Annotated in this window: 15 protein-coding genes; 5 read left to right on the top strand and 10 right to left on the bottom strand. The window is 66.7% G+C overall.

All coding sequences use genetic code 11. The features are described from left to right. Window positions 1-31 precede the first annotated feature (31 nt). The 3 genes from ACYQ0L_RS06275 to ACYQ0L_RS06265 all read right to left on the bottom strand — a co-directional run bounded on the left by ACYQ0L_RS06275 (window position 32) and on the right by ACYQ0L_RS06265 (window position 4,065). On the bottom strand, window positions 32-883 hold the full coding sequence (locus ACYQ0L_RS06275; RefSeq protein ID WP_459788181.1) for an EamA family transporter: 852 nt from the start codon (window positions 881-883) through the stop codon (window positions 32-34). A 167-nt stretch (window positions 884-1,050) separates the two neighbouring features. Beyond that, window positions 1,051-3,411, bottom strand: coding sequence for an FtsK/SpoIIIE family DNA translocase (locus ACYQ0L_RS06270; RefSeq protein WP_459788180.1), 2,361 nt, complete (start codon window positions 3,409-3,411; stop codon window positions 1,051-1,053). A gap of 111 nt (window positions 3,412-3,522) precedes the next feature. Then, window positions 3,523-4,065 carry a thiamine phosphate synthase gene (locus tag ACYQ0L_RS06265; protein ID WP_459788179.1) on the bottom strand — a complete coding sequence of 181 codons (543 nt, stop codon included), beginning with the start codon at window positions 4,063-4,065 and terminating at the stop codon, window positions 3,523-3,525. Window positions 4,066-4,090: 25 nt separating this feature from the next. Here ACYQ0L_RS06265 and ACYQ0L_RS06260 point away from each other — a divergent pair, with 25 nt between their 5' ends. Further along, window positions 4,091-4,762, top strand: a complete 672-nt coding sequence (locus ACYQ0L_RS06260; RefSeq protein ID WP_459788178.1) for a YggS family pyridoxal phosphate-dependent enzyme — start codon at window positions 4,091-4,093, stop codon at window positions 4,760-4,762. A gap of 109 nt (window positions 4,763-4,871) precedes the next feature. Here ACYQ0L_RS06260 and ACYQ0L_RS06255 read toward each other — a convergent pair whose 3' ends face one another. From ACYQ0L_RS06255 to ACYQ0L_RS06240, 4 genes are all read right to left on the bottom strand, one after another. Next, window positions 4,872-6,230, bottom strand: a complete 1,359-nt coding sequence (locus ACYQ0L_RS06255) for a DcaP family trimeric outer membrane transporter (RefSeq protein ID WP_459788177.1) — start codon at window positions 6,228-6,230, stop codon at window positions 4,872-4,874. Window positions 6,231-6,309: 79 nt separating this feature from the next. After that, window positions 6,310-8,115 (bottom strand): methyl-accepting chemotaxis protein, encoded by a 1,806-nt coding sequence (locus tag ACYQ0L_RS06250; RefSeq protein ID WP_459788176.1) that lies wholly within the window; start codon window positions 8,113-8,115, stop codon window positions 6,310-6,312. 320 nt (window positions 8,116-8,435) lie between these two features. Beyond that, window positions 8,436-11,192 carry a [protein-PII] uridylyltransferase gene (locus ACYQ0L_RS06245; protein WP_459788175.1) on the bottom strand — a complete coding sequence of 919 codons (2,757 nt, stop codon included), beginning with the start codon at window positions 11,190-11,192 and terminating at the stop codon, window positions 8,436-8,438. After that, on the bottom strand, window positions 11,189-12,880 hold the full coding sequence (locus tag ACYQ0L_RS06240) for a class I adenylate-forming enzyme family protein (RefSeq protein WP_459788174.1): 1,692 nt from the start codon (window positions 12,878-12,880) through the stop codon (window positions 11,189-11,191). The genes ACYQ0L_RS06245 and ACYQ0L_RS06240 overlap by 4 nt, the downstream gene beginning before the upstream one ends. 141 nt (window positions 12,881-13,021) lie before the next feature. Between ACYQ0L_RS06240 and lgt the strand changes: the two genes are divergently transcribed. From lgt to ACYQ0L_RS06225, 3 genes are all read left to right on the top strand, one after another. After that, complete coding sequence (gene lgt, locus ACYQ0L_RS06235; RefSeq protein WP_459788173.1) at window positions 13,022-13,912, top strand: prolipoprotein diacylglyceryl transferase; 891 nt, start codon at window positions 13,022-13,024, stop codon at window positions 13,910-13,912. 83 nt (window positions 13,913-13,995) lie between these two features. Further along, the gene (locus ACYQ0L_RS06230; RefSeq protein ID WP_459788172.1) at window positions 13,996-14,973 is read left to right on the top strand and encodes a class I SAM-dependent methyltransferase; all 978 of its coding nucleotides are present in this window, start codon (window positions 13,996-13,998) and stop codon (window positions 14,971-14,973) included. Between the two features lie 47 nt (window positions 14,974-15,020). Continuing rightward, window positions 15,021-15,446 (top strand): DUF2147 domain-containing protein, encoded by a 426-nt coding sequence (locus ACYQ0L_RS06225; RefSeq protein ID WP_459788171.1) that lies wholly within the window; start codon window positions 15,021-15,023, stop codon window positions 15,444-15,446. A 37-nt stretch (window positions 15,447-15,483) separates the two neighbouring features. Here ACYQ0L_RS06225 and ACYQ0L_RS06220 read toward each other — a convergent pair whose 3' ends face one another. Genes ACYQ0L_RS06220 through ACYQ0L_RS06210 form a run of 3 tightly spaced genes read right to left on the bottom strand, consistent with a single transcriptional unit; the run spans window position 15,484 to window position 19,308 of the window. After that, the gene (locus ACYQ0L_RS06220; RefSeq protein ID WP_459788170.1) at window positions 15,484-17,034 is read right to left on the bottom strand and encodes an ABC transporter permease/substrate-binding protein; all 1,551 of its coding nucleotides are present in this window, start codon (window positions 17,032-17,034) and stop codon (window positions 15,484-15,486) included. Continuing rightward, window positions 17,031-17,786, bottom strand: coding sequence for an ATP-binding cassette domain-containing protein (locus ACYQ0L_RS06215; RefSeq protein WP_459788169.1), 756 nt, complete (start codon window positions 17,784-17,786; stop codon window positions 17,031-17,033). The genes ACYQ0L_RS06220 and ACYQ0L_RS06215 overlap by 4 nt, the downstream gene beginning before the upstream one ends. Before the next feature lie 10 nt (window positions 17,787-17,796). Beyond that, the gene (locus ACYQ0L_RS06210) at window positions 17,797-19,308 is read right to left on the bottom strand and encodes an HWE histidine kinase domain-containing protein (protein ID WP_459788168.1); all 1,512 of its coding nucleotides are present in this window, start codon (window positions 19,306-19,308) and stop codon (window positions 17,797-17,799) included. 163 nt (window positions 19,309-19,471) lie between these two features. Between ACYQ0L_RS06210 and ACYQ0L_RS06205 the strand changes: the two genes are divergently transcribed. Continuing rightward, the gene (locus ACYQ0L_RS06205) at window positions 19,472-20,641 is read left to right on the top strand and encodes an isovaleryl-CoA dehydrogenase (RefSeq protein ID WP_459788167.1); all 1,170 of its coding nucleotides are present in this window, start codon (window positions 19,472-19,474) and stop codon (window positions 20,639-20,641) included. Window positions 20,642-20,651 lie beyond the last annotated feature (10 nt).

Raw genomic sequence — 20,651 nt, 5'->3', positions numbered from 1 at the left:
GCGGCGGCTTTTTGGTGTGCGCCGGATCGCCTCAGTTGGTGCGGCCCAGCCGGGTCATGAGAACACCCGTCAGCACGATCATGGTGGACACCACCTTCGCCAGGCTGAGCTTCTCTTTCAACACGAGCACCCCGATCAGCAGCGCGAACACGATCGAGGTTTCGCGAAGCGCCGTTACCAGCGCGATCGGTGCCTGCGTGAACGACCAGATGACCAGCGCATAGGCCGCATAGGACGCGCCCCCGCCGAAGATGGCGAGCCGCAGCCCTTCGGTCGGCACGCGTTTCAGCACGGACGGGCGCGCGACGGCGGTGATGGCGCAAAAGGCGAGCGCATTGCCCATCGTCAGCCACCCGTAATAGCCAAGCGCCGTGCCCGCCTCGCGCGCGCCGAGCCCGTCGACCAGCGAATAGGAGGCGATGAAACACCCAGTGACCAGCGCGAGCGCCGCCGCCTTGCGGTTGTGCAGCTTGTCGTGCCGGCCGACCAGCGCGATCGACATGATGCCAAGCCCGATGATCGCGACGGCGGCCAGCTCCACGGGCAGCAGGGTCGCCCCCAGGAATACCACCGAGACGATCCCGACGATCAGCGGCGCGCTCCCGCGGGCAAGGGGGTAGACCTGCGTCAGGTCGCCTGCGCGGTAGGATGCCATGAGGAAGAATTGATAGCCCAGGTGCAGGCCGATCCCGGCAAGAATCAGCGCGTAGCTGGAAGGGGCCGGGGCCGGCACCAGGGCAAGCGTGGGTATCGCGAACACGGCCTGCCCGATGACGACGCATGCGGTGCCGAGATATTTGTCGCTCCCGCCTTTCACCATTGCGTTCCAGCCTGCATGCAGCGCGGCGGCGAGGACGACGGCAAGAAAGACAGTCAGGCTCATGGCGAGATGCTGTAGGCCTGCCAGTGGCAAGCAGCCAACCCTGTATCGCAGGGCAACCGGCGCGCGATCACCGGTCTTCGGTTTTGCGCATCTTCCCGTCCTCGCGCGCGTGCATCCGGCCGACAGCCGCTTTGTTCCAGCCTGGACCTACCGAGTGCGCGCACCCGCTACAGCGGGTTGCCGTCCTTGTCGCGGTACACGTCGCGGCGGCCCACGTGGTTGGCGGGGCCGACGAGGCCTTCGCTCTCCATCCGCTCGATCCACTTGGCGGCGGTGTTGTAGCCCACGCCCATCTGGCGCTGGAGCCAGCTGCCGCTCGCCTTCTGGTTCTCGAACACGACCTGGCAGGCCTGGCGGTACTTGCGCTCGTCCGGATTGTCGCTCGCGGTGAATTCGTCCTCGAAGGCGAAGCCGCCGCCCATTTCGGGCTCTTCGGTGACCGCGTCGACATAGGCAGGCGCGCCCTGCTTGCGCCAGTGCTCGGCCACGGCCTCGACCTCTTCGTCGCTCACGAAGGGGCCGTGGACGCGCGCGAGGTTGCCGATATTGGGCTTGAACAGCATGTCGCCCTTGCCCAGCAGCTGCTCCGCGCCCTGTTCGCCAAGGATGGTGCGGCTGTCGATCCGGCTGGTCACCTTGAAGCTGATCCGGGTGGGCAGGTTGGCCTTGATGACGCCGGTGATGACGTCGACCGAGGGGCGCTGGGTGGCCATGATAAGGTGGATGCCCGCCGCGCGCGATTTCTGCGTCAGGCGGCGGATCAGGATCTCGATATCCTTGCCCACCACCGCCATGAGGTCGGCCAGCTCGTCCACGATCACCACGATCAGCGGCAGCTCTTCGTAGTCGAGCTCCTTCTCCTCGACGATCTCCTCGCCCGTTTCGGGATCGTAGCCGGTCTGCACCCGGCGGCCGAGCGGCTCGCCCTTGGCCTTGGCGGCCCGCACGCGGTCGTTGAACCCGGCAATGTTGCGCGCGCCGACCTCGCTCATCTTGCGATAGCGCTTCTCCATCTCCTCGATCGTCCACTTGAGCGCGCGGATGGTCTTTTCCGGCTCGGTCACGACGGGGGAGAGGAGGTGGGGAATATCCTCGTAGCTCTTGAGCTCCAGGACCTTGGGATCGACCAGGATCAGGCGGCATTCGGCGGGCGTAAAGCGGTAGAGCAGCGAGAGCAGGATGGTGTTGAGGCCGACCGACTTACCCGAACCCGTGGTCCCGGCGACCAGCAGGTGGGGCATGGCGGCAAGGTCCGCGATGATCGGTTCGCCCGCGATATCCTTGCCCAGGATGATCGGCAGGTCGCCCGGCGCATCGACGAAGTCGGAACACGCGGCGAGTTCCTTGAAGCCGACCATCTGGCGTTCGGCATTGGGCAGTTCGATGCCCATCACCGTTTTGCCGGGCACCGTGCTCACGCGCGCGGAGACCGCGCTCATGTTGCGGGCGATGTCTTCGGACAGGCCGATGACGCGCGCGGCCTTGGTGCCGGGGGCGGGCTCCAGCTCGTACATCGTCACCACCGGGCCGGTGCGCACGGCGGTAACTTCGCCCTTCACGTTGAAATCGTCGAGCACCGATTCGAGCAGCCGCGCATTGCGTTCCAGCGCCTGCCGGTCGAGCGGGACGACATTCGCCTCGCCCCGGTCGGACAGCAGATCGAGCCCCGGGAGCTCGAAATCGGCGAACATGTCCTTCTGGCGCGTGATGCCCTGGGCGTCGGCCTTGCGCGCCGCGGTCTTGGGATCGACGATCCTGGGCGCGCGGCGCGGGGGTGCGGCGTCGGGCGCAGGCTCGTCCGGAACCTCGAGCGTGGCGGGTTCCGCGCGTTTCGCCTTGCGGACCTTGGGCTTGGCGAGCGCGGGCTCGGCCCGTTCGCGCACCAGACCGCGGGGCATGCTGGGCAGGGTCAGCAGCCCGCGCCAGTCGAACGCGAAGACGCGCGCGACCAGGAATGCGCCACCGGTAAGCATGCCGAGCGCCACGGCAAGGATCAGCCACCCTGCCGCGCCGCCGAAGAGCTTCGCGGCGATCGCCTCGGTCGCGGTCGCGCCGAGCAGGCCGACCAGTCCGCCGGCGCCTGCGGGCAGGGCGAGCGCCGTGTCGGCGAGCGAGAGCGCCGCCACCGTGGCCAGCATCGCCATGGCGAGCAGCAGCAGCCCTGCCGGGCGCCACCAGCGTGTGTGCGCGGGCTCGCGATCCTCCTCGTTCGCAGCGCGCCACAGGCTGCGGGCCCCGATATAGAGCATGGGAAGCACCAGCGCGCTGACCCAGCCGAACAGGAATAGCGCGCGCTCCGACGCCCATGCGCCCGCGCTGCCCATCCAGTTGCCGATCGGCCCGTCCGGCGAGGCGGCGGTCGAGGGGCTGGGGTCGGTCTGGGTATAGCTGATCAGGGCGAGCGTGAGGAACAGCATCACCGCGAACAGGACCAGCGCCCCGGTCATCTGCACGGCACGCTTGACCGACGCGCGCAGCGCCTCGCGCCAGTCGAGCGTCTCGGTCGTGACGACTGCCTTGCTTGCCATGATATGCCTTCCGGGGGCCTTCGCTATAGGGGGTCGGAACGCATCATGAATCCTCGGGGAGTCCCCCGTCAAGGGATTTGGGGCCGGACGACGTCCGCGTAGGGCGGGAATCTAGGACAATCCGTCGATCGCCGCCCAGCGCGTCACGCCGAGTTCGCGGGCGCCTTGCGCTGTCATCCCGCCCAGCGCGATGACCGGAATGGTGCAGCGCGCCGCTAGCTCATGGAAGCGCTCCGCCCCCAGCGCGCGGCCACCGGGGTGCGAGCGGGTCGGGAAGGCCGGGGAGAGGAACAGCGCATCGGCCCCGCTGCGATTGGCGAGGTCGACCTCGCGCGCATCGTGTGCCGTGGCGAACCGCAGCAGGCCGTGCCGCTGGCCGAGCTTGCCGGGAGGGCCGTAAATGCCATCTGCGTGCCATTCGCGGCCCGTAGCGGCATCGCCCGAGAGGACCATGAGATGCGTTTTGCTGCGGCAGATGCTGCGCAGCATTTCCCACCGATTGCGGCGTGCCGCCGGTTCCAGATGATAGTGGCGGAAGACGAATCCCGAACCGTCGGGCAGCGAGCCGAGCGCGTCCGCCAGCACCGCATCATTGCGCGCATCGGACAGCAGCCAGAGACATGGCAGTTCTTCGGGTCGGGGCTGGATCGGCATCGTCCAGTCGCTATAGCGGCGCGTGATGGATAGCGCAGCAGCCCTTACACACGTCGAAGAGCGGATCGCCCGCGCCTGCAAAATCGCTCGGCGCGAGCGTGAAGAGGTCACTCTGATCGCGGTCAGCAAGACGCACCCGCCCGAAACGATCGAGCCCGTGCTCGACGCCGGGCACCGCGTTTTCGGCGAGAACCGCGTGCAGGAAGCGCAGGACAAGTGGCCCGCGCTGCGCGAGCGCTACGACGGCGTCGAGCTGCACCTGATCGGCCAACTGCAGTCGAACAAGGCGGAGGATGCCGCCGCGCTGTTCGACGTGATCCACGCGCTCGACCGGCCAAGCCTGCTCAAGGCGCTGGCCAAGGCATACGGCAAGCTGGGCCGCCGCGTGCCGTGCTTCATCCAGGTCGATGTCGGCGAGGAAGAGCAGAAGGGCGGCTGCGCGATCGCCGACCTGCCCGATCTGATCGCGCAGGCGCGCGAAGCGGATATCCCGCTGCTGGGCCTGATGTGCATCCCGCCGCACGACAAGGAGCCCGCGCCGTTCTTCGCACTGCTCGGCGAACTGGCACGGCGGCACGAACCCGAGCCGGGTGCTTGGGGTCTGAGCATGGGGATGAGCGGAGACTACGAGACGGCGATCATGCTGGGCGCGACCCACATCCGCGTCGGCTCCGCCCTGTTCGGCGCGCGGGGGTAACTCGCCGCAAGAACCCGGCGGTCTTTCCGCAACCCCGCTACCGGTCTTTTGTTCGGCAGGATGCGGATCGGAAGAGCTTCGAACCCTTCCGATCCGCTGTCCGGTCGCCCTAGAAGCCGTACTTCGCTGCGAATTCTATCCGGTCCAGCTGGCCCCGCTCGCCGGAGACCAGCTCGCGCTCGCCGTGCCGCAGTTCGATGCCGACGTCGAACTGCTTCACCGGAGAATAGAACAGGTTCACCGAGGCGCTCCATGCCTGCTCGTTCAAGCCAGCAAACACCGGGCCATCGGGGTAGTCGATCCGCTGCGCGCTCGCCATCAGGGTGGAGCGCAAGCGGTCCGTCCAGCCGAACTTCACCGCCGCAAAGCCTGCGGTCACCGGGAAGGTTTCCAGCTCGGTGCTGCCGGGCAGCAGGATCGCATCGGGCGAGAGGTTGAGGCCGACATACCGGCCGATGCCCTCGCCGCGCGTCACCATGAAGCGCAGGTCGTGCCGACGATCCTGATCGAGCGCGATCTTGCCGGCCAGCGATACGCCCCATCCGAACGCGCTTTGCGTGTCGTTTCCTGCCTCGATGCTCACCTCCCGGGCCAGACCCGCGAGCGAGAATTCCGCACCGCCCAGGGCGAAGTTCAGCCGTCCGGTCAGATCGGGCATGCGGTCGGTGTCGTGCTCGACGATGGCTGCCGAGTCGGCGATGGCCACGGTGGCAGAAGGGTTCTCAAGTGCCAGCGAAAGCGTCAGCGCCTGCGACAGCGGCGCGGTGTAGCGCACCTGCGCCTGCCTCGCGAACACCGTGCCTTCGCTCGGCCCCAGATAGTCCGTCGTTTCCGGCAGCGCCGGCAGATACTGGAAGTTCGTCCATTCCTGCCCGATCAGCAGGTTGTCGAAGGTGATGAATGCGCGGCGCAATGCCGGATTGTAGGCATTCGTAAGGCGCTGGGTGCCGACGCCGGGGGAGGACTGGAAATCCACTTCCAGCAGGCCGGCAAGCCGGTGCCCGGCCACAGGCGTGTTCGCCTTCACGACGATGCGGGTCTGTTTGGCATCGCCGCGGAACGAGGTGCTATCGTCCCCGCCGGAAACCGGGATCGTGGCTGGAATGTAGAAGTCGTTGCCGGCCGAGGTGCTCGCCAGCGCACCATCGGACAGCCGGCTCAGCGAAACGTGCGTCTTGAAGAAGCCGGACAGTTCCACCGAAGTCTTCGCGGGCGGGGCAGCCGGATCGGCCCGCTGCGCGGGCGCTGCGTGCGCAGGGTCGGACGCGGCGCCATCCGCCTCGCTCGCGCTTCGTGCAGCGGCGAGCTGCGCGCGCAGTTCGGCCATTCCCGCTTCAAGGGTCTTGAGCCGCGCCTCGAGGGCTTCGACGTCGGAGGTCTGGGCCATCGCTGGCGTGGCAGTCAGGCAGGTGCCCAGCGAGGCCACGCCGCACAGCAGCGCAACCCGCCGCTTGGATATCGTCTTCATGGGTTTTCTCCTGCGGGATATCGATCCCGGCTTGGGGCAGTGGCCAGCCGACGTGCGTGTCCGGCTGATCGAAGCGCGGCTAGGCCGCTATTGATGGAGGCTGCGAAGTCGCTGCACCGCGGGAGCCGGATCTGGATACGGGCGCCGATGCGGAGCCATGATCCGTCTTGAACTGTGCCGCGCCCTCGCTGAGATGGACCACTTCGAGCGCGAGATTTCGCGCAGCTGCAGAGGTTTCCTCGACCATCGCAGCGTTCTGCTGGGTCGACTGGTCCATGCTTCCCATTGCGGTGGTGATCTCGCCGATTGTCAGCGATTGCGCGCGGTTGTCTTCCACCACCGTCCCGACGAGCTCGTTGACCTGCTGAACGCTGCCGATGATGTTCTCCAGCGCTTCATCGACCCCGCGGACGGTTTCCACCGCCGTCGAGATGTCGGCCTGGGTCGTCGTCAACTGCTCCCGGGCGCGCTTCGCCTCCTCTTCGGAGCGCATCGCGAGCGCGGAGACCAGATCGGCGACAACGGCGAAGCCGCGGCCGGCTTCACCGGCCCGTCCCGCCTCGACCGCGGCATTCATGGCGAGAACGCGCGTCTGGAAGGCGATCTTGTCCAGCCCTTCGATCACGCTGTCGATGCCTTCGGCCCCGCCCGAAACCCTGTTCATGGCGCCGACGGCCTTTTCGGCGGTCGCCCGGCCAACGTTCACGAGCTGCGTTGCCTCGACCGTCTGTTCGGCTGTCCGGCTCGCCGCCTCTGCCGTCGTGCGAAGGCGTGTTTCCATCTGCGCGATTGCGGCGGAGGTTTCTTCCAGGCTCGCCGCATTGCTTTCGGTCCGCTGCGCAAGATCTTCGGAAGCCTGGGCGATCTCGTTGGATCCGGTACGGATCGCGAGCGTCGCGGCCGAGAACGACCCGATCAGTTCGCGCAGTTCGCCGATGGCCCGGTTGAAGTTGTTCTTCAGCGTCGCATAGGCAGACGGGAATTCGACGTCGATCTGGGTCGTCAAATCTCCGTCGGCGACTTTGGACAATCGCTGGGACAGCTCCTCGACGACGAATTTCTGCTGTGCGTCAGCCTCGGCCTTCGCCGCTTCGGCTTCGTTCTTGGCCACGGCAGCATCGCGGAACACGCGGAGCCCGCGGGCCATTTCGCCGACCTCGTCTGCGCGATCGATACCCGGAATGGAGGTGTTCGTGTCGCCTTCGGCAAGTCCGCGCATCCGGGTTGTGACCGCAGAGATCGGGCGTGTGATCGATCGGCTGAGGAACAGGTTGAACCCGCCGACCAGGAGCGCGATGACGAGGGCGAGCGTGCCGATTTCCACCGCGACCTTGGTGACCGCCGCCTGGATATCGTCAACATAGACCCCGGAGCCTATCACCCAGCCCCAGGGTGCGAAGCCCTGGACGAAGGAGATCTTCGGCTGCGCCTCTTCGAAGCCCGGCTTGGGCCATTTGTAATCGACGAAGCCGCTGCCGTTTTCCTTCACGACGCTTACCATCTCGCGGAAGATGTACTTGCCGTCCGCGTCCGCGTTGCCACTGACATCGGTGCCGTCGAGTTCGGGCTTGATCGGGTGCATGACCATGTTCGGGGCCATGTCGTTGACCCAGAAATACTCGGTTTCGCCGTAGCGCATGGACCTGATCGCGTTCAGCGCTGCAGCCTGCGCTTCCTTGCGCGTCATCTGGCCCGAGCGTTCCAGCTCATGGTAGTGGGCCGCCGTGCTGTGCGCGATCTCCACGACCTTTTGCGTGCGATCGGCAATATCGCTGCGCATCACGCTATCGATGCGGACCAACGACAGCACGAGGACAAGCGCCAGCCCCGCCAATGCCACGAGGCTCACGACGTTTAACCGCCCACCGATCTTCAACCTACCCATCCGGAAAGCTCCTGTAATTCTCCCGAATTATAGGCTGCCGACCGACTTTCGGGCCGGTAGGGCGCGCTTTTTTGAGCTTTGGGTTGGAGAGCCGGTGGCATGGCCGGGTCGGCCCTGTGGCTTATCCCTGCGCCGGTCGCGGAACGCGCCCGCACGATGTGCGCCGCGCGTTTTCCTACTCGCGCGGCCGGTGCTAGCGTCGCTGGCCCGCTCTTTCACATCGTGATCCGCCACGCCGCCACGCGCGCTTCTTCAGACGCGCTGCGCTGCATGTGCTTCGTCAACTTGCGTTTCGTGCAACCGGGCGTCGCCCCGGGGTGTCAGGCAGGCTCCAGCTCGGCCTGCATCTCGTCGCTCGCCGCTTCGACAAGCGCGGTGCGGATATTGCCCAGACGCGCCTCGTCGAGGATTTTCTCGCCCGTCAGGTCGGTCACGTAGAACGTGTCCGCCGCGCGTTCACCGTAGTGCGTGATGTGGGCGGAGCGGATCATCGCGTGCTGTTCGAACAACGCGCGCGCCAGCCGGTTGAGCAGGGCGGGGCGGTCGCGCGCGGCGACCTCGATCACGGTGAAGCGGTGCGAGGCGTCGTTGTCGAACGAGACGAAGGGCCGCACGTCGAAGGCGCCTGCGCCCCGGCGCGGCAGCGGGCGCTGCGCCAGCTTGGGCACCAGCCGCGCGCCGCTTTCGAGTGCTTCGGCGATGCTCGTCTCGATCCGGTTGAGCTGGTTGTCCTCCCCGAACGGCCGGCCCAGTGGGTCCTGCACGAGGAAATTGTCGATCGCATAGCCGGTCCGCGTGGTGTGGATGCGCGCGTCGATGATGTTGCCGCCGACGAGGTGGATCGCGCCCGCGATCCGCATGAAGATGCCCGGATGGTCGGCGGCGATTACTGTGACGAGGGTCGCGCCGCGCTCCTCGTCCGCCTCGCAATGGACCGACAGCGCCTCGCCCAGCTCGCGCGAGACCGAATATTGCACCAGGTTCTTGGCTGCGATGTCGGCGGGTTCCGCGATCCAGTAGGGGGCGGTGAACAGTTCGCCCAGTTCGTCCATCAGGGCGGCCCGGTCGCCCAGCGCATCTCGCACATGCGCCTTCTTCGCCGCCACACGCTCCTTGCGGCCGCTGGTGACATGGCCGAGCCGGAGCCGCTCGTGGCTGAGATCGTACAGCTCGCCCAGCAGCTGGCCCTTCCAGCTGTTCCAGGTGCCGGGGCCGACCGCGCGGATATCGACCGAGGTCAGGATCGCGAGCTGGCGCAGCCGGTCGAGCGTCTGCACCTCGGCGACGAAATCCTCGACCGTCTTGGGATCGGCCAGATCGCGCTTGAAGGCGGTGTGGCTCATCAGCAGGTGCTGGCGAACCAGCCACGCGACGAGCGAGGTTTCCTCCTCGCTCAGGCCGAAGCGTGGGCACAGCTTCTCCGCCACGTCGGCGCCGAGCACCGAATGGTCGCCCCCGCGCCCCTTGGCGATATCGTGGAGCAGGGTCGCGACGAACAGCGCGCGGCGGCTCTTGAGCTTGGGGAACTGGCGCGTGGCGCGCGGATGCTCTTCCGCCAGTTCGCCCTTTTCGATCATGTTGAGGAAGCCGATGGCGCGGATGGTGTGCTCGTCCACCGTGTAGTGGTGATACATGTTGAACTGCATCTGCGCGTTCACACGGCCGAAATCCGGCACGAAGCGGCCGAACACGCCCGCCTCGTTCATCCACCGCAGAACCATTTCCGGGTCGTTGCGACCGGCCAGCAGATCGAGGAACAGCGCGTTGGCGCGCGCATCTTCGCGCACCTCGTCGTTGATCAGGCCGCTGTCGCGATCGGCCTGGCGCATGGTGCGCGGGTCGATTTCGAGCTGCTCGACCTCGGCGATCTGGAAGATCTCGACCAGGCGCACGGGATCCTTGCGGAACCAGTCGTCCGATGGCGCGGCGAGCTTGCCCGCGAAGACGGTGTAGCCGCGCAGCGTGCGCGGGCGCGCAGTGAAGCCCGCCAGCAGGCCGCGCCGGGCGCGCTTCTTCGCGAACTGCTCTTCCAGCTGGCCGAGGAACACGCCGGTCAGCGAGCCGACGCGCTTCGCCTGCAGGAAGTAGTACTGCATGAAGCGTTCGACCGCGCTCTTGCCGCGCCGGTCGGCGAAATGCATCCGGCGGGCGACTTCCTTCTGCAGATCGAAGGTCAGCCGATCCTCCGCCCGGCCCGTCATTTCGTGCAGGTGGCAGCGCACCGCGAGGAGGAAGCCCTCGGCCCGGCGGAAGCTGCGATATTCGGCCTTGGTGAACAGGCCGGCATCGACCAGCTCGGCGGCGTTGCGCACGCGGTGGATATACTTGCCGATCCAGTACAGCGCCTGGAGATCGCGCAGGCCGCCCTTGCCCTCTTTCACATTGGGTTCGACCACGTAGCGCGTATCGCCCATGCGCTTGTGCCGGGCATCGCGCTCGCGCAGCTTTTCGGCGACGAACTGGCGCTCCGTCCCGTCGACCACATCGGCATAGAAGCGGCGCTTGGATTCCTCGTACAGTGCCTCGTCGCCCCACAGGTACCGGCATTCGAGCAGCGAAGTCAGGATCGTGCCGTCCGCCTTCGACATCCGCACGATCTCGTCCACCGTGCGCACCGAATGGCCGACGGTCAGGCCGAGGTCCCACAACAGGTAGAGGATCGCCTCGACCAGCGCGACGGTCCGCTCATCCTCCGCGCGCTCGACGATGAAGCCGATATCGACATCGGAATGCGGCGCCATCTCCTCGCGCCCGTAGCCGCCGGCCGCGACCATCGTGATCGCGCGCGCGCGCTCGCCATCGGGCACCGGGGCAAGATGGTCGGCTGCGTAATCGTGGATCAGGCGGATCAGCTGGTCGAGCAGGAAGCTGTGGCCGCCGGTCTGCGCATGGCCCGCCGAAGGATGTTCCGCCAGACGACGCGAAAGCTCTGCCCGGCCGTCCTCCATCGCCTTGCGCAGCAGTGCGAGCACCGCATCGCGCGAGGCGGCGCCGTCACCCGCCGCCTCGCCGATCTGCTGGGCCAGCCTGCGCCGATCGATGATCGCGCGTTGGTCTTGGAGGGGCGGTGCGCTCAAGCTGCGGTGTGGACCTTTGTATAGCGCTCGCGCAGGGCCTTGCGGTCGATCTTCTGCGTGCCGAGGCGCGGGAGGGTGGATGTCTCGCGCCAGATGTGCGCGGGACGCTTGAAGGGTGGCAGCTTCTGTTCGAGGAACGCCGAGAGTTCTTCCTCGCTCAGCTGCGCGCCCTCGCGCGTCAGATACACCGCGCCGACGACCTCGCCGAAGCGATCGTCGGGCAGGCCGAAGACCGAGCATTCGGCGATGTCGTCATGCGCGTAGATCGCCTCTTCGACTTCGAGACAGCCGATGTTCTCGCCGCCGCGGATGATGATGTCCTTCTTGCGGTCGACGATGAACAGGTAGCCATCCTCGTCCAGCCGACCGAGGTCGCCGGTGCGGAAATAGAGATCATCGGTGAAGGCCTGTTCGGTGGATTCGGCGTCGTTCCAGTAGCCGAGGATATTGGCCACCGTGCGGATGCCGATTTCACCCACTTCACCGGTCGCCAGAGGCTCGCCGGTCTCGCCCAGGATCGCCAGGTCGACAAGCGGGCGGCTCGCCTTGCCCGTGCTCGACGGTTTGGCAAGATAGTTCTCGTTGAAATTGCCGCAACCGATCGCGTTGGTTTCGGTCAGGCCATAGCCGAGCAGCGGGAAGCCGCCGGGGAATGCATCCTTGATCGCAGTGACGTGGTCGGTCGGCCGAGGTGCGCCGCCCGCGGCGAAGGAGGTGCAGGTGGAGGTGTCGTATTTCTCGCGATCGGGATGGGTCGCCATCTCGTAGCTCATCAGCGGAACGCCGGTGAAATAGGTCACCTTCTCGCGATCGATCAACCGCAGCGCCTCCCCCGCGTCCCACTTCTTCATCAGGACGAGCTTGCGGCCCAGCGCGAAGCTTTGCAGGAAAACCGGGATCTCGCCGGTCACATGGAACAGCGGTACGGCGACCAGCGCGCACGGCTGCAGCGCCGACGCCTCCCCCTTTCCGGAGAGGTAGGTGAGCGCCATCAGGCTCTGCACGACATAGCTCATCGTGCCGTTCAACACCGCACGGTGGTCCGAATAGGCACCCTTCGAACGTCCAGTGGAACCAGAGGTATAGAGCAGCGTCGCGTAATCGTCCGGGCCCAGTTCGGGCAGCGGCGTCGCTTCCGGATCGCCCCACACTTCGGCGAGGCCGTCGGCCGGTGCACAATCGTGCTTCAGGAGGACCAGCTTCGCGCCGTGATCGGTGCCGTCCAGCCGCGCGGCCCGCTTGCGATCCGCCAGCACGATGCGGCAGTCGACCATGCGGAGGGCATCGGCCATTTCCTCGCCATTGGAGAACCCGTTGATCAGCGCGGCGCATCCGCCGGCCATGGTGATGCCCATGTAGGCGATGATCCAGCTGACCGAGTTGCGCGCGGCGATACCGATCCGGTCGCCCTTGACCAGATCGTGCTGCGAGAGGAGCCCTGCCGCGACATGGCGCGCCGCATCATAGGCCTCGCCGAAGGTCAGCCGACACCCGTCATCGACGAGGAATTCGACGTCTTTGTGCTGGGCGCAATAATGCGCGAAATAGTGCGCGAGGCTGGGCGGTGCATTCTTGAAGCTCGGCATGGTCACGCCGTTGCGCGTGAACGGCACCGTCTCGGCCGGACCGCCCGGGGCGACCAGCTGGTCCATGATCGTATCCAAAGTAACGTCGAGCTGCGTCGGCATGCGTATCCTCTCTCGTGATGCCGCGCATGCCCTGTGGCTGCGCGTGCATTGTCCCTTTTGTCCTCGCCCAGCCTGTGCCAATGCACGCCGCATTGACGCAAGACGGGGCCGTTCAGGCGTTATCTCTAAGGGGTCGATGGAATGCTGTCACTAGTCGCGCAAGCCGCAAGCGATCCGATCTACTGGTCGGACCTCGGGCTGACCCCCGGGATCGATCTGGGGTTCTTCACCCTGCGATGGTACTCGCTCGCCTATATCTTCGGGATCATCCTTGCCTATTTGCACCTGCGGCGGATGATCAAGGCGCCCGGCGCGCCGATGAACCAGCAGCATGTCGAAGACCTGCTGTTCTATTGCACACTGGGCGTGCTGCTGGGCGGCCGACTGGGCTATGCGGTTTTCTACAAGCCCGATCTGTTCGTCGATTTCAGCCACGAAGGCTGGATGCCCTGGGCCCTTCCTCGCCTGTGGGACGGCGGCATGTCGTTTCATGGCGGGGTCATCGGCGTGGTGCTTGCGCTGCTCTGGGTGAGCTTTCGCAGCAACCTCAACTGGCTGCGCGTGGCGGACTATATTTCGGTCAACGTGCCCTTCGGCATGTTCTTCGGCCGCCTCGCCAATTTCGTGAACGGCGAATTGTGGGGCCGCCCGGCCGATGTGCCATGGGCGATGGTCTTCCCGTCGGACCCGCTGGGCATCGCGCGCCACCCCTCGCAGCTCTATCAGGCGGGGCTGGAGGGGCTGGCGATGATGATCATCATGCTGTCGCTGTTCTGGCTGACCAAGGCGCGGTGGAAGCCGGGCGTGCTCGTCGGCGTGTTCACCATCGGGATCGCGACCGCGCGCTTCATCAACGAATTCTTCCGTCAGCCCGATGCGCAGCTGACCGAATTTGCTGCGTCGACCGGCCTTTCGATGGGCCAGTGGCTGTCCATTCCGATGATTTTCGTAGGCCTGGCGGTGGTGGTCTACGCGCTGTCCGGGCGGTCTTCGGCATCGGTACGCACGCCCGGCCGGGTGAGCGAATCCTGAGCGGCTCGACCCAGCCTGCCAGCCTTGCAGCGCGCTTCCGGAGGCTGATCGCGACCCACGGCCCCTTGCCGGTGGCGCGCTTCATGGGGGAGAGCAACGCGCATTACTATGCCGCGCGCGATCCCCTCGGCAGCGCGGGCGACTTCACCACCGCACCCGAGATCAGCCAGATGTTCGGCGAGCTGGTCGGCCTGTGGCTCGCTGATATCTGGACCCGCGCAGGATCGCCCGGCGATGCGGTCTATTGCGAGCTGGGCCCGGGCCGGGGCACGCTGGCGAAGGACGCCCTGCGCAGCATGGCCCGCTTCGGCCTGACCCCGCAGGTCCATTTCGTGGAGGGTTCGCCCGCCCTGCGCGCCCTACAGGGTGAGGCTGTACTCGGCGCGAGCTTCCACGACGATGCGACGAGCCTGCCCGAAGGCCGGCCGTTGCTGATCGTCGCCAACGAGTTCTTCGATGCGCTCCCGGTGCGCCAGCTGGTCCGCATGGAGGCGGGGTGGCGCGAACGGATGGTCGGGCTGGGGGAGGACGAGGCCTTCGTTTTCGTCGCGGGCGACCAGCCGATGGACAGCGCCGTCCCCGCTGCACTGGGCGATGCCGCGCCCGGCACCATCATCGAGACATGTCCTGCGGCGAGCGCGGTGATGCAGGAGATGGCGCAGCGGCTGGCGAGGCAGGGCGGGGTCGCGCTCGCCATCGACTACGGCCACCTCGTGCCGCGCACCGGCTCTACACTGCAGGCGATCGCCCGGCACGAGAAGGTCGATCCGCTGGCCGATCCGGGCACGGCGGACCTGACCGCGCATGTCGATTTCGCCGCGCTCGCCGAGGTTGCGGAGGCGGGCGGCGCACGCGTGCTCGGCCGGGCGACGCAGGGCCAGTGGCTCGGCGCGCTCGGGATCGATATGCGCGCGCAAGCGCTGGCGCAGGCCGCGCCCGAGCGAGCGGACGAGATCGCGGCGGCGCGCGCGCGGCTCGTCTCCCCCGATCAAATGGGCGACCTTTTCAAGGCGATCGCCTTCGCCGGGCCCGGCTGGCCGGATGGGGCGGGGCTGGCCTGAGCCGTTCAGCTTGCGCAATGGTGCGCCATGATAGAGGTATGATCGCTATGAAAAAACTCCTCTCCGCTTCGCTTGCCGGTGCCGCCGCCTTGGCCGCGCTGGCCTCCCCCGCCTTCGCTGCCGATCCGATCGATGGACGATGGGTGACCGAGGAAAAGAACGCCATCGTCACCATCGGCGATTGCGGATCTTCGATGTGCGGGAGAATCTCCAAGTTCCTGAAGACGCCGCCGCAGGGCGCCGATCAGCGCGACACCAAGAACCCGGACAAGAGCAAGCGCAGCCGCAAGCTCATGGGCCTGCCGATCCTGACCGGTCTCAGCGAAGACGGGGATCTGTGGCGCGGTGACATCTACGATCCCAAGGCGGGCAAGACCTACCGTTCGGTGATCCGCCGCAAGAGCGCCAACACCCTCGAAGTGAAGGGCTGCATCGGTCCGTTCTGCCAGACCCAGATCTGGACACGGCCGTAAACCGCCGGGGCCGGTATCCCGGCCCCATTGCCCAACGCTATTCGAGCCCGATTTCCTGCGCGAGCCATGCTGCGGCCTCGCGCGGGCTGTGCTTGTCGCCGTCGGTCCGGTCGACCGAGAAATTCGCCTCGCGCATTGCCTCCACATTGATGCTGCCTAGCAGCGGGCGCAGCGCGGCTATCAGCCGCTCGTCATCGGCACGTTCGGGCGAAAGGATGATGAGCGTGTCGTAGCTCGGCAGCGCCTCGCGCGGGTCTTCGAGGATCATCAGGCTATCCGCCGCGATCCTCCCGTCGGACGTGTAGGCGCTGATGACGTCGGCATCGCCGGACCTGAGCGCGTTGTACATGAAGGTCGGCGAGAAATTGCGCTCGTTCGCGAAGTTCAGTCCGTAGGCATCGCGTACCGCGAACCATTCGGGCCGCTCGAACCATTCCGGATCGCCGCCCGCCACCAGCCGCGGTGCGGCGCGTGCCAGATCCTCGATCGTGCGGATGCCCAGCTCTGCCGCGCGATCTTCGCGCATGGCGAAGGCATAGGCGTTTTCGAACCCCAGCTTGCCGAGGACGCGGGTGCCCTGCACCTCGCGCTCCCAGTCGACGATCGCCTGGTACATCGCATCGCGCCCGGGATTGTCGGTTCGCTTCATCTGGTTGGCCCAGATCGTGCCGGTGTAGTCGAAATAGATGTCGATCGATCCGTTGGCGACCGCCTGCGCGACCACCGCCGAACCGAGGCCTTCGCGATATTCGACATCGTAGCCGGCCTGTTCGAGCTGCGCGCCGACCAGCCGCCCGAGGATCAACTGTTCCGAAAATTGCTTGGTGCCGATGATGATCGTCTCGCGCCCGTCGTCCCGGCTCCAGTCGACCTGGCTGGCGAAGGCGGCGGCCACGCCCAGCGCCACGGCGATCGCGCCGCCCAGCCACAGCCGCCGGTCGCGGCGCCGGAAACCCGCCTCGATCGTGCCGAGCAGCGCGTCGGCGATGATCGCGAGCCCCGCGCTGGCGATGCATCCGGCCAGCACCAGCGACCAGTTCTGCGTCTGCAGCCCGGCAAAGATCGGATCGCCCAGGCTCGGTTGGCCAATGGTGGTGGAAAGCGTCGCCGCGCCGATGGTCCACACCGCAGCGGTGCGGATCCCCGCCATGATGTAAGGCGCGGCGAGCGGTGCCTCGACCAGCCGCAGGCGCTGCCAGAAGCTCATCCCCACGCCGTCGGCGGCTTCGAGCACACCGGGGTCGAGATTCGTTTGGGCGGTGACCGCGTTGCGCAGGATCGGCAGCAGCGCGTAGAGCGCCAGCGCCAGCAGCGCGGGCAGGAAGCCGAGAGTTGGCAGGCCTTCACCGAAGACCGCGCGCAGGCTCAGCAGGATCGGGAAGAACAGCGCCAGCAGCGCGAGCGCGGGGATCGTCTGCACGAGGCTCGCAAAGCCGAGTGCGCCGCGCGCGACCGCCTGCGATCGGCTCGCCCATACGGCCAGCGGCAGCGCGACCGCGATGCCCAGCCCGATGGCGCAGGCGGCGAGGATGACGTGCTGCGCCAGCACATCGCCGAGGCCCATCAGCGCGTTCCACACGCCGTTCACGCCTCAAGACCTTTCAGCTTTTCGGCTTGGTGGCGCGGGACGGAAACCAGTTCCTGAGCCACTTCGCCGCCCTTGCCGCTGGCGAGGGCCTGCGGTGTTTCGTCGGCCACGATCCGTCCCTTGTCCATCACCAGCACCCGGTCGGCCAGGATCAGCGCCTCGGCCATGTCGTGCGTGACCATGATGGTGGTGAGGTCGAGTGTCTCGTGCAGGTCGCGCACCCGGGTGCCGAGCGCATCGCGAGTGACCGGATCGAGCGCGCCGAAGGGTTCGTCCATCAGCAAAAGGGAGGGATCGCCTGCCAGCGCCCGGGCCACGCCGACGCGCTGCTGCTGCCCGCCAGAAAGCGCATCGGGCAGGCGATTGGCCATCGCGGGATCGAGATCGACCAGCGTCAGGAGTTCGCCGATCCGCTCCGCGCTCAGCCTGTCTCCGACGAGACGCGGGCCGATCGCGATATTTTCCGCCACGCTCATGTGCGGGAACAGGCCGATCCGCTGGAAGACGTAGCCGGTGTTGCGCCGCATCGCGGTGGGATCGCGGCTCGCCACATCCTCATCGTTCAGCAGGACGCGGCCTTCGGTAGGCTCCACCAGGCGGTTGATCGTCTTGAGCAGGGTCGACTTGCCCGATCCCGAGGCGCCGACCAGCGCCACGAAACTGCCGGGCTGCACGGTCAGGTCGATCCCGGCCAGTGCCTGGGTGCTGTCATAGCGTTTGCTGATGCCTTCGAAGCGAAGCGCGGATGCCATGCGAGCGGTGCTACCCGGTCAGCATGGGCAGGGAAAGGTCGAGTACGACCGAGAGGCCGTCGTCGTCCCAGCTGCGCCCGATGCTGCCCTGCATCTGGCCTTCCACGCTCATCCGTAGCAGGCGCGAGCCAAAGCCCTCGCTCTGTTCGTCGGGCGGGGTGACACCGGGTTCGTGCCACACGATTCGCAGCGTCTCGGCTTCGGGCAGCGCGATCGTGACGGCGACCGCGCCGTCATCCTTGGACAGCACGCCGTATTTGGCGGAATTGGTCGCCAGTTCATGGAACACCAGCGCCAGCGGGGTGGCACTGCGCGCCTGGATCGACGGGTTCTCGCCCGACACCTCGACCCGTGTGCCGTCCTGCCCCGAATAGGGCGCGAAGATTTGTTCCAGCAATCCGTGCAGCGAATTGCGCTCCATCCGCCCGGTGGGCGCGACGAATTCGTGCGCGCGGCCAAGCGCCGAGATCTTCTCGGTCATTTCCGAAGCGAAGCTGCGCAGCTGCGGATCGCGCCGGGCGGACAGGGTGATGAGGCTGGCGACGACCGCGAAGATGTTCTTGATCCGGTGCGACAATTCGCGTGCCAGCAAGTCGCGGCTTTCGGACAGGCGGTGGGCATCGTCGATATCGATGATCGTGCCGACCCAACGCCAGCTGCCATCGTCCATTTCGATCGGCACCGCGCGGCTGAGTGCCCAGCGATAGGACCCGTCCTGGAGCCGCAGTCGCCATTCGTCGCTGAAGACCTGCTTCTGGCGGCTCGCCAGTTCAAGCCTGGCGATCGTGCCCTCGAACTCTTCGGGATGAATATGCGGGCGCCAGTCTTCCAGAGACGCTGGCGGGGGCGCTCCGGTCACTTCGTGCCAGCGGGCATTGAAGAAGTCGAAGGTGAGGCCTTCATCGGCGGACCAGGCGATGCCCGGCACCGTGTCGAGCACCAGCCCCAGCATGCGCGCGCGCTCGCGCGTCTCCTTGCGCGATCGCAGCGCCTCGCGCTCGTTGACGAAGCGCCGCAAAGCGGATCGCGCGAGCACCCGCAGCCCGTCCTCCTGCAGGGGGGAGAGGCCATGCGGATGCGGCTCGGTATCGATCACGCACAGCGCGCCAAGCTCGGTCCCGTCATCGGCGACCAGCGGCGCGCCTGCGTAGAAGCGGATATGAGGATCGCCCGTGACCAGCGCGTTGTCCGCGAAGCGAGGGTCTTGGGTCGCGTCGGGCACCACGAACAGATCGCGCCCTTCCATCGCATGCGCACAGAAGCTGACCGAACGCGGCGTTTCGCGGCTGTCCATCCCGTGGCGGGCGAGAAAGCGCTGCCGCTCATGCTCGACGATGGTGACGCTCGCGCTCGGCGTTTCGCACAGGCGTGCCGCGAAATCGGCAATGGCGCGCAGCTCGGGATCGTCCTCGAGCGAATCGATGCCGTACCGGGCAAGCTCGTCGAGCCGGTCTTCCGCGCGTCTGCCCGTGCCTTCCAGACGATTCGCGCCCAGGCTACTGCTGTCGATCGGCTGGTCCATGTGCCCCCCTCGGATCCCAATCCAGGATCGGTGAATATAGGGCGCCTGACGGTCTTCGCCACAAAAGCTTGCCACGCAATGATTTTTGCCAACGCCGTCGCCGCGGTTTGCCTGCGCCCGAGCGCTTGCTATGCGCAGCCCGCAAGAGAAGGAAGCACCCCCGATGCGCGCAACCCCCGATTTCGATTTCCAGCTTGGCGAAAGCGCCGCGATGATCCGCGAAAGCGTGTCGCGCTTCGCCGACGAACAGATTGCCCCGCTGGCCGAGAAGGTCGACCGTGAAGACTGGTTCCCCCGCGACGAGCTGTGGGAGCAGATGGGCGCTCTGGGCCTGCACGGGATCACCGTGGCCGAAGCCGATGGCGGGCTGGGGCTCGGCTATCTCGAGCATGTCGTTGCGGTTGAGGAAGTGAGCCGTGCAAGCGCCTCGGTCGGCCTGAGCTACGGCGCGCATTCCAACCTGTGCATCAACCAGATCGCGCGCTGGGGCAATGACGAGCAGAAGGCGAAGTACTTGCCCAAGCTCGTCAGCGGAGAGCATGTCGGCAGCCTCGCGATGAGCGAGGTGAATGCGGGTTCGGACGTCGTATCGATGAAGCTGAAGGCCGATGCGGTGGACGGCGGTTACCGGCTCAACGGCACCAAGTTCTGGATCACCAACGCACCCTACGCCGATACGCTGGTGGTCTATGCCAAGACCGACAGCGAAGCCGGATCGCGCGGGATCACCGCCTTCCTGATCGAGAAGGGGGACGAGGGCTTTTCCATCGGCCAGAAGATCGAAAAGGTCGGCATGCGTGGCTCGCCGACCAGCGAGCTGGTGTTCGACGATTGCTTCGTACCCGAGGACCGCGTGATGGGCCCGGTTGGCGGCGGCGTGAGCGTGTTGATGAGCGGGCTGGATTACGAGCGCGTGGTGCTCGCCGGGCTTCAGCTGGGCATCATGCAGGCTTGCCTCGATACCGTGATCCCGTACCTTCGCGAACGCACGCAGTTCGGCAAACCGATCGGAAGCTTCCAGCTGATGCAGGCCAAGGTGGCGGACATGTATGTCGCGCTGCAATCGGCGCGCGCGTACACCTATGCGGTGGCCAAGGCCTGCGATGCCGACCAGACGACCCGCTTTGATGCGGCGGGCGCGATCCTGCTGGCCTCGGAAAACGCCTTCCGCGTCGCGGCGGAAAGCGTGCAGGCGCTGGGCGGGGCGGGTTATACGCTCGACTGGCCGGTGGAACGCTATATGCGCGATGCCAAGCTGCTCGACATCGGCGCGGGCACCAACGAAATCCGCCGGATGCTGATCGGGCGCGAGCTCATCGGCGCGGCGGGATAAGGGACCGGAC

It is taken from the genome of Alteriqipengyuania triglochinis (assembly GCF_054655655.1).
The sequence above is the reverse complement of the archived record's forward strand: the minus strand, read 5'-3'. Positions and strand labels throughout refer to the sequence as shown.